We start from the raw sequence: 9518 nt of genomic DNA on the forward strand, positions 1-9518 counted from the left end.
CCCCGCCACTGAGGGACGTTCGACCAGATCACGTAAATCGACCGGCTCAAACACCCCATTGGCATTAACTTGCCCCGAAACCGCCTTGACTTGAGGGAATCTCCGTCACGATGGCGGCCCGAAACGCCCTACGCGACGCAAGGGACCGTGCATGAGAGACATTTCGCTTGACTGGCTGCTTCCGGCCGCCGTGCTGGTCGCGGGGGTCATGGCAGCGGCGGCGGTGGTCGCGCGCGGCAAGCGCACCTCTGACACACCCGCGGCCGACGACACCTGGGAACGCAGCGAGGACCGGCGCAGGCGCAAGGAAGCATTTTACGCCTCGGCTTCGTACGTTCTGCTGTTCTGCTGCGCGGCGGTCGCCGCCGCGCTCTCCTTCCACGGGCTCGTCGGCTTCGGCCGGCAAAACCTCGGCCTCGCCGGGGGCTGGGAGTACCTGGTGCCGTTCGGCCTCGACGGGGCCGCGATGTTCTGCTCCGTGCTCGCCGTGCGGGAGGCCAGCCACGGCGACGCGGCCCTCGGCTCCCGGCTGCTGGTGTGGATCTTCGCCGGCGCCGCCGCCTGGTTCAACTGGGTGCACGCGCCGCGCGGCCTGGACCACGCCGGCGCCCCGCACTTCTTCGCGGGGATGTCGCTCTCGGCGGCCGTGCTCTTCGACCGGGCGCTGAAGCAGACCCGCCGGGCCGCCCTGCGCGAACAGGGCCTGGTGCCCCGTCCGCTGCCGCAGATCCGGATCGTACGGTGGCTGCGCGCACCCCGGGAGACCTTCGGCGCCTGGTCGCTGATGCTGCTCGAAGGCGTACGCACACTGGACGAGGCGGTCGACGAGGTACGCGAGGACCGCAGGGAGGAGGAGCAGAACCGTCTCCGCAGGAAGGACCAGGAGAAGCTGGACCGGGCGCAGATCAAGGCCCTGAACCGGCAGAACCGGGCCTGGGGCCGGGGCGGCGCCCACGTGGACGTCCAGGCCATCGCCGCAGCGGGCTCCGCACAGTCCGTAGCGGAGCCCGCCTTGTCCGAGCAGGGTCAGCTGCCGCTGCGGCCCCGGCCATCCCTGCAAGCCGTCAGCGGCTCCAGCTCCACGAGCGCCTCGGACCTGAACACGAGTGATCCCAGAGCCGTCGGCCTCACCGCCGAGGACGACACCCATGCACTGCCCCGGCTCGACTCGCTGGAGCAGAAACTGAAGGCCTTGGAGCAGCAGTTCGGCTGAGCCCCACGCGACGGTGCGCCGGTCGACACGGTTGGCGATGAACGGCCCTGACCATCCCTCGGATGCTCAGGGCCGTTCGCCGTCCAGCTCGAACCAGACCACCTTGCCCAGCGCCTGCGGGCTGACCCCCCAGGCGTCCGCGAGGCTCTCCACCAGGATCAGCCCTCGGCCGTGCGTACCGTCGTCGGCGTTCGGTACGTCCGACACGGGCATCCCGGGGACGAAGTCCCTCACCTCCACCCGCAGTCTCCGCGGCGCCACGCTGACGGCGACGACCGCGCCGTCGTCCGTGTGGACCAGCGCGTTGGTCACCAGTTCGCTGAGCAGTAACTCGGCCACCTGCGCGGGCTCCTCCTTCCACCGGTACCTCAGTAATTCCCTTACAGCACCGCGCACTTCGGAAATCGCCGCCAGATCGGCACTGCCCAGCCTGCGATGCAGCCGGCCCATTTCCTGACGCTCCATCGTCTCCCCCGCCCGCACAGTGAATCGCCTCCTCCTCGTCGAATGCGCTTCACGCAATGCATGCCCCGCCCACGGGCTGTCACGCTTGCCGACGTGTCACGGCGTGCGGAACCACGCGATCCGGTACGGATCGGGCGGACGGGACGTGGAATTGCCGCCGTTCAGGTTAACTTCCGAAAAAATCACTGGAGTTGGCGTTGACGGAAGCGCATCTACGCGCGTCATCATGATGGGTATGCGAATCCCCCCACGGATCACCACGCTCGGCGGCGTCGCCGCCCTCCTGTCCGTCCTCTTCGTCGGCGGCCCGGTCGCGGCGACCGCGACAGCCGCCACCACCTCGGTCGGCAGCATCTGCTACTCCGCCCTCCCCTCCCAGGCCCATGACACCCTCGATCTCATCGATGCGGGTGGCCCCTTCCCCTACGACCAGGACGGCGTCGTCTTCCAGAACCGCGAAGGCGTCCTGCCCGGACAGGGCACCGGCTACTACCACGAGTACACCGTGATCACCCCCGGCGCCCCGACCCGCGGCGCACGCCGGATCGTCACCGGCGAGGAGACCCAGGAGGACTACTACACCTCCGACCACTACGCGACGTTCGACCTCGTCGACTTCACCTGCTGAACCCTCCCCGGAAGGATCCGCGCCGCAGTCCCCCACCTGCGGCGCGGATCACGGACCGGACGAGGCACACGGACTTGTACGCTCCACCCATGACCGTGACCTATGTGATCGAAGGCTCCCGGGTCACCGGCCTGGAGCAGTTCTGGACAGTGATCGGCGAGGCCGTAAACGGCCCGGACGGGTATTTCGGCCGCAACCTCGACGCTCTCGCGGACTGTCTCGGTGGCGGCATGGGCACGCCCGACGACGGCGATTTCGTCATCGAGTGGCGGGACCACGCACTCTCCGTACACGCCCTGGGCCACGGGGAGACGGCCCGTCAGCTTCGACGGAGCCTGGAGCGGGCGCATCCCACCAACCGTCCCGCGATGCGGAAGCGGCTCGATGAGGCCCTGGCCGGACGAGGGCCGACGCTCTTCGACCTGATCGTGGCGATCCTGGCGGACGAAACGACGCCCGGCCGGCTGCGGCTGTCGTGATCTCCCGGGCCGGGTCCGGCGGACGCGCCCCGGGAGACAGCACCGGCCGGCCGAGCGGGACCTCACTCGGCCGACCGACACCGTAGGGGTCGTAGGGATCAGAACTCGGTGGTGACCTTGGCGCCGTCGAACTTCTCGTTGCCGTAGAGGCTGATGAAGTGGTATCCCGGCGCCGGGCTGTTGACGGTCAGGGTGTGCTCGTTGCCCGCCCCGACAGACTTGTCGGAGAAGACCTTGGTGGTCGCCCACTCCTTGTCGCTGTAGTAGAGGTCGGCGTCACCCGTGCCGCCGGAAGCGGTGATCTTCAGCTGGGTGGTGCCGGCCGGGATGACGACGGCCAGGTAGGCATAGTCGCCCTTGACGGCCTTCAGCCCGCTGCGCATGCAGTTCCGGTCCAGCAGCCTGGTGTCGGTCGCCGTGCACTCGGTGATCTCGCCGGGCGGGTTGGTGGACCCGCCGCCGCAGGCGCCGGCCGCGCAGGCGGTCAGCCATGTGGTCCAGTCGGCGTCGTAACGGCTGCCGATGGTGGAGGTGAGCAGGGTGCGGGCACCGTTCCAGTCACCGCCGCGGTAGAGGCCCAGCAGCTTGTCCACGTCGGCACGGTGCGACTGGAGCATGTAACGGACCGCCAGATAGCCCCAGTTGTAGATGCGGGTCTGGTCGGCGTTCTCGTACGTGGTGTCGAACAGGTTGCGCAGGGTGTAGGTGTGCGCCGCGGCCTGCGTGACGGCGTCGTCGTAGGTGACGTCACGGTAGGTGTAGGAGACGTACTCCGCGAAGCCCTCGACCCACCAGATGGTCGGCGTCGTGAGGCCGGCGTCGAAGTCGCCGGCCATGTCGAACCGGCCGTCGAGGTAGTGGGTGTACTCGTGGTTGAGGTTCCAGATCTGGAAGTCGGGCCGGACCCACTCGGCCTCGTAGGCGATGAACCGCGGCTGGTTGCCGGCCGCGGCCGGGTCGCCCTCCAGGTACATGCCGCCGTTGTTGGTGTCGATGCCGTAGATGGCCCCGGCGTAGGTCTGGTAGTCGGTGCTCGAATCGAAGACCACCACCTCGATGGTGCTGTTGTGGTCGTTGGCGACGGGCCCGTTGTCCCGCACCACGTCGTGGAAGTAGGCATCCTGGTTGCGCAGGCTGGTGCAGGCGGTCGCGAGATCGGCCGAGGACATCTGCTGGGCCAGGATGTGAATGCTGTCGCTGCACGTGTAGTTGACCGGGAGCACGGCGCTCTTGAGGCGTGCCGACAGGTCGCAGGTGCCGTAGGCGGAGCAGTTGGCCGCGTCGTAGTAGTCGGCCATCTCCGCCAGCCCGACCCAGAGCGGCGCGGTGGGTCCGGTCATTGAGCTCCGGCCGAGCAGGTCGGTGACGAGCGGGCGGACCCTGGGCCGCAGCGGCTCCTCCTGGAGGAAGCGTGCCAGTTCGCGTCCCGCGTTGGAGGTCAGATAGGACTTGTTCGTGCCCAGCAGGCTCAGGTGGTCGCGGGCGAAGCCGGCGAGCGAGTCGAGCAGGCTCGGATCGGCCTCGACGGCGCTGACGAACTCCGGCACCTGATGGCCGCGGAAGGTCACGGTGTAGACGTTGTTGACCGCGTTGAGCATGTACCAGGAGCTGTCGTACGAGGAGTTGTAGTCGGCGAGCAGCCGCTTGACGACGTACAGGTAGCGGGCGTTCTGCTCCGCGCTGTCGATGAGGATGACGGCCTCGGACAGGGTCTCGCCGTTGGCGTCCGTGACATCGCGGGAGTGCGAGGAGGCGAAGAAACCGTCCAGTCCGCCCTGGATGGCGGTGCGCAGCGGGGCACCGTAACTGCCGACGGTGGCGGGGTCGTAGTACTGCACGTAGTAGCCGGCCCGCAGGAAGAGCACCAGCTGCGGCATACCGGTGCTGCTGTCACCCGGGTACGCGGCCGATCCGTCACGCAGCGCGTCGGCGACGCTGACCATCTGGGCCTCACGGAAGGCGAGGTACCCGTCGTTGCCCTTGACCTTGAAGAGGGTGTTGACGCAGTCGGTCGTCGACGACTTGACCTGCTGCACCAGGGCGCTCCCGGTGCGGCTGGTGAAGTCCGCGACGGAGCAGGCGGCGGCCGCGCCGGTTCCGGCCGACTTGGCGGCGGCGCGGGCCTTCGCCTTCATCGAGGGGGCGGGGTGGCTGGGCGCGGAGGTGCCGGGGTCGTCGTAGTCGCGCCGCAGCGCGTCCTTGGAAGCGGTCTGCGGCGCTCGGTCCGCGGGCTTCAGCGCCTTGTCGCCTATGTGACCGGCGTCCTGGACGGGTGCGGTGAGGGCCTGCGCGGCAGGGCCGCCCGGATCCGGTGCGGTCGGGTCAACGGCCGCCCTTGCGGCGGACGTTGCGCTTGCGGCGGCCGGAGTGGAGGGACGGACCTCGGCGGCCCGGCTCGGTGCCGCGAGCATGCCGACGCCCAGGCAGGCCGTCAGGGCCACGGTGGATAGCCCGGTGAATCTCTGACGAACCGTTCGGTTCTTCACGTGCCGCCTCCCAGCGGAGTGGTGGCCGCGCGACGGTGCGCGGCCGTGGGGGATGGTGCGCGGTCGAGGCCGTACCGGGATGTCTGACATGAGCACGACCTCAATCGCGACCGTCTGTACAATGGCACATGTCACATGTTCTTTGGAAGGCGTTGCGCGCAGATTCGTCTGCACGCCAACTCCCGTTCGCAGCACCCTGCTTGCGGCCGGTGTCGACACAGCCCGAGGAGTACCGCCCCGTGACCGAGCCCCGACTCCCCCTGCACAGCAGCAGTCACGACCTGCCGGTGTCGCCGGCCCTGGACACCTTCATGCGCGCGGCCTGGGCCGATACCCCTCTTCCCGGGGGTGACCGCGTCCCGGCCCGCGACCTGACACCGGCCCGCCGCGCACGGGTGGCCGCACGGTTTCCGGGCGAACGGCTGGTCATTCCGGCCGGTACCCTCGCCGTCCGGTCCAACGACACGGACCACCGCTTCAGACCGCACACCGGGTACGCCTGGCTCACCGGCCTCACCGGGGAGGACCAGGCCGGCCACGTACTGGTCCTGGAACCCGACGGGGACGCCCGCCACGAGGCGGTCCTCTACCTGAGACCCCGCTCGCCGCGTACCGGCGGCGAGTTCTACCGCGACCGCAGGTACGGGGAGTTCTGGGTCGGCCGCAGACCCGGCCTCGCGGAGGCGGCCGGGCTCACCGGCGTCCGCTGCGAGCACCTGGACGCGTGGGAGAAGCTGATGACCGGGGCCCAGCCCCCGACCCGGTTCATCGCGGGCGTGGACCCGGCCGTCGACGTCTGGCTCGGCGATGCCCGCCGGATTCCCGTGCCGCGGCCCGCCCCGGCCGGTCTCGACACCGTCCTCAGCGAGCTGAGGCTCGTCAAGGACCCTTGGGAGCAGGGTGAGTTGCAGCGAGCCGTCGATGCGACGACCGCCGGGTTCGAGGACGTCGTACGGTCATTGCCGCGGGCCCTGGCCCATCCGCGCGGCGAACGCGTGGTCGAGGGGGTGTTCGGCCTCAGGGCCAGGCTGGACGGCAACGGTCCCGGCTACGCGACCGTCGCCGCCGCCGGGGCGCACGCCTGCGTACTGCACTGGACCCGCAACGACGGCCCCTTGGAGCGCGGGCAGTTGATGCTGCTGGACGCGGGCGTGGAGACCGATTCGCTCTATACGGCCGACATCACCCGCACCCTTCCGCTGTCCGGCACCTTCACCCCCCTCCAGCGCACCGCGTACGAACTGGTGCTGGCCGCCCAGGACGCGGGCATCGCGGCGCTGCGTCCCGGCGCCCGGTTCCGCGACTTCCACCAGGCCGCCATGCGGGTCATCGCCGACGGCCTGCACGACTGGGGCGTGCTGCCGATGCCGGCCGAGGAGGCGCTCTCCCCCGAGAACGGATTCCACCGCCGCTACACCCTGTGCAGCAGCGGCCACATGCTCGGGATGGATCTGCACGACTGCGCGCGGGCCCGCGCCGGGGCGTACCCGGACGGAGTGCTGGAGCCGGGGCAGGTGCTCACCGTGGAGCCGGGGCTGTACCTCCAGCCGGACGACGAGACGCTCCCGCCGGAGCTGCGGGGACTCGGCATCAGGATCGAGGACGACCTCGTGATCACGGCGGACGGCGCCCGGCTGATGTCAGCCGCGCTGCCCCGGACCCCGGACGGCGTCGAGGCCTGGATGGCGGGGCTGCTGGAGAGCTGAGGAGCGCCGCCCCGCGGCGGGAGGCCGCGGGGCCCCAACCGGACGAGAGCGTCACTCCGGCGGGCCCGATACCTGAGGATGCCGGACTTCTGCGGGTACCTCCAGCACAACGAGTTCCGGGGCGCCGGGAGACGATCTGAGGGACGAGCCGGAGGACCACCGGAAACCGGTCCGGGGCTGGACCCGCCCCGTCGGCCCCGCAGTGATGGCGGAGCGGCGGGCCTCAGGCCTCGGCAGCCGGTACGCCTTCGGACTCCCCGTCCGCCCGCTCCTTGTCCGCCCGCCTGCCGTCGGCCCACAGGGACCGGACATGGGACATATGGGCGAGCATGCAGGCCTCGGCGCCCGGGGCGTCACCGGCGACCACCAGATCCAGCAGCTGTACGTGTTCCTCGGCCGAGGCCGTCAACTGACCTGATTCGGAGAGCCTGTTCAGCCCGTACAGCCGGGAGCGCTTGCGCAGTTCACTGACCTCCTCGACCAGCCGGCGGTTCCCGGCCAGCCCGAGCAGCGCGAGGTGGAAGCGGCGGTCGGCCTCCAGGTACCCCAGGATGTCGTGCCGACGTGCGGCCTCGACGATCTCCTGCGCGACGGGACGCAGCGCCTCCAGCTCCCGCGTCAGGCCCATCCGCGCGATCCGGCCGACGGTGGGGACCTCGATCATGGCGCGGAGCTCGGTGAAGTCGTCGAGGTCCTGGTCGGTCAGCTCGGTGATCCGGAAGCCCTTGTTGCGAACGGCCTCGACCAGTCCCTCCCGGGCCAGATCGAGCATCGCCTCGCGGACGGGCGTCGCGGAGACACCGAACTCCGAGGCGAGCGCGGGCGCGGAGTAGATCGTCCCCGGCCTCAGCTCCCCGGAGATCAGCGCCGCCCGCAGCGCGTGCGCCACCTGGTCGCGCAGATGTTCCTGCGCCGAGATCGCGTTGAGCGACGTGAGGCGGGCCATGTCTGTCCTCCAGCACCGTGCGGAGACCCAGAATACAATGTGACGTTGTCATGCCACTGCCTGCGGGGTAATCTCCGCGAACCGTCCTGTACGCCCTCGTCGCCCGCGCATGAGATTCGGCCAACGACACACGGACGCGGCATACCCGCGGTCGTTCTGCGCAGTCTCACCATGGGCCCGACGCAGCGTCCTGGTGAACAGGGGCCCTACGCGTCCTACATGTGTACCCAGGCCCTCGGCGGCTGGCAGCTCTGGGTACGCGAGTACTGAGCGCCGGGCACCCGGCGCGTGGACGAGGGGGAAGGGTCAGCGGACGGTGCGGATGGGGAGGATGCTGACGGCACCGAGGACCACCAGGACGATGGCGGTGGCGAACAGCGAGCGGTAGCCGCCGAGCAGGGCGATGACGGCGGCGGCGACGGCGGGCGCGAGGGCCTGCGGGAGGGCGTTGGCGATGTTGAGGACGCCCATGTCCTTGGCGGCGTCGTCGGGCCGGGGCAGCACCTGGGTCATCAGGGCGGTGTCGACGGCCATGTACATCCCGAACGCGGCGCCGGTGAGGATCGCGTACCCGAACATCGAGGCCTCGCTGCGGAGCACCAGCGGGAGGAACAGCGAGAGGGCCATGCCGAGGCTGGCGGCGATCACGAAGGGCTTGCGCCGGCCGACCCGGTCCGACCAGGGGCCGGAGATGACGATCATCGCGATCATTCCGGGCAGCATGGCGAGGCTGAGCAGCGGCATCAGGTCGTTGGCCTGGTCGCGGGTGAGACCGATGTAGTCGTCGAGGACGTACAGCTGGTACGAGGAGACCGCGTAGTAGCCGAGGATCAGCAGGAAGCGGCCGAGGAAGGCCCAGGCGAAGTCGGGGTGGGCGCGGGGGCTGATCCAGAAGCCGCGCAGGAAGTCCTTCCAGCGGAACGGTTCGTGGCGGGCGTCGGCGGTGGACGGTTCGCGGTTGAGCAGCAGGAAGACCGCGGTGCCGGCGATGATCAGGACGCCGAAGACGGCGAAGCCGAGGCCGAGGGCGTTGGCGAAGGCGGCGGCCACGGCGGTGCCGACGACGGCGCCGAGCATCTGGGCGAGCCCGGCGGCGGAGGAGAACAGGCCGCGCCGCTCCTCGGGGACACGGTCGGGAATGACGGCGGTGAGCGGGGCCTGGAGGCCGTTGAGGAAGATCTGGGCGAGCGTCCAGGCGACGGCGACCCAGAGGAGGCTGTTGCCGACGCCGACGGCGATCAGGGAGAGGCCGCCGAGCAGCGCGCCGCCGGCCATCCAGGGGGCGCGGCGGCCGTAGCGGCTGCGGGTGCGGTCGGAGAGGGCCCCGGAGATCGGGTTGGCGAGCATCGCGCCGACCGCTCCGACGGCGCTGATCACACCGAGCGAGGTGGACTTGGAGTCGGGGGCGATGTCCGCGACCAGGTTGGCGAGGAGCACGGCGGGCACCGCGCCGTAGATCGCGTACAGGGTGACGCTGTTGGCCATCAGGCCGGTCAGCAGTCTTCGCTGTCCGGGCAGTCTGCGCTCTGTCGGGACGGTGGCCCGGGTAGGGGTGGTAGTCATGACGACCTCGTTGTCGTGGTGGGGTGCGGGAG

8 protein-coding genes are annotated in these 9518 nt (G+C 70.1%); 4 read left to right on the forward strand and 4 right to left on the reverse strand.

Going from position 1 to position 9518, the window contains the following annotated elements; genetic code table 11:
* The first annotated feature begins 151 nt into the window (after window positions 1–151).
* On the forward strand, window positions 152–1213 hold the full coding sequence (locus J1C73_RS00955; RefSeq protein ID WP_207314625.1) for a DUF2637 domain-containing protein: 1062 nt from the start codon (window positions 152–154) through the stop codon (window positions 1211–1213).
* A gap of 66 nt (window positions 1214–1279) precedes the next feature.
* Here J1C73_RS00955 and J1C73_RS00960 read toward each other — a convergent pair whose 3' ends face one another.
* A complete protein-coding gene (locus J1C73_RS00960; RefSeq protein ID WP_370375285.1) occupies window positions 1280–1642 on the reverse strand; it encodes an ATP-binding protein in 363 nt (120 codons plus the stop codon).
* A 271-nt stretch (window positions 1643–1913) separates the two neighbouring features.
* On the opposite strand from J1C73_RS00960, the gene J1C73_RS00965 reads away from it, so the two are divergent.
* Window positions 1914–2306 carry a guanyl-specific ribonuclease gene (locus tag J1C73_RS00965; RefSeq protein WP_207314626.1) on the forward strand — a complete coding sequence of 131 codons (393 nt, stop codon included), beginning with the start codon at window positions 1914–1916 and terminating at the stop codon, window positions 2304–2306.
* An 89-nt stretch (window positions 2307–2395) separates the two neighbouring features.
* Complete coding sequence (locus tag J1C73_RS00970; RefSeq protein ID WP_207314627.1) at window positions 2396–2785, forward strand: barstar family protein; 390 nt, start codon at window positions 2396–2398, stop codon at window positions 2783–2785.
* A gap of 98 nt (window positions 2786–2883) precedes the next feature.
* Here J1C73_RS00970 and J1C73_RS00975 read toward each other — a convergent pair whose 3' ends face one another.
* Window positions 2884–5271, reverse strand: a complete 2388-nt coding sequence (locus J1C73_RS00975; protein WP_207314628.1) for a M9 family metallopeptidase — start codon at window positions 5269–5271, stop codon at window positions 2884–2886.
* Window positions 5272–5510: 239 nt separating this feature from the next.
* Between J1C73_RS00975 and J1C73_RS00980 the strand changes: the two genes are divergently transcribed.
* Window positions 5511–6977, forward strand: coding sequence for an aminopeptidase P family protein (locus J1C73_RS00980; RefSeq protein WP_307797579.1), 1467 nt, complete (start codon window positions 5511–5513; stop codon window positions 6975–6977).
* Window positions 6978–7200: 223 nt separating this feature from the next.
* Here the strand turns inward: J1C73_RS00980 and J1C73_RS00985 are convergent, their stop codons facing one another.
* Window positions 7201–7923, reverse strand: coding sequence for a GntR family transcriptional regulator (locus J1C73_RS00985; RefSeq protein ID WP_207314630.1), 723 nt, complete (start codon window positions 7921–7923; stop codon window positions 7201–7203).
* Between the two features lie 306 nt (window positions 7924–8229).
* The coding region (locus J1C73_RS00990; protein ID WP_207314631.1) for an MFS transporter at window positions 8230–9518 on the reverse strand (1289 nt) is incomplete at its 5' end.

Origin of the sequence: Streptomyces laculatispora (assembly GCF_017353455.1) — a bacterium.
Taxonomy (GTDB): domain Bacteria; phylum Actinomycetota; class Actinomycetes; order Streptomycetales; family Streptomycetaceae; genus Streptomyces; species Streptomyces laculatispora.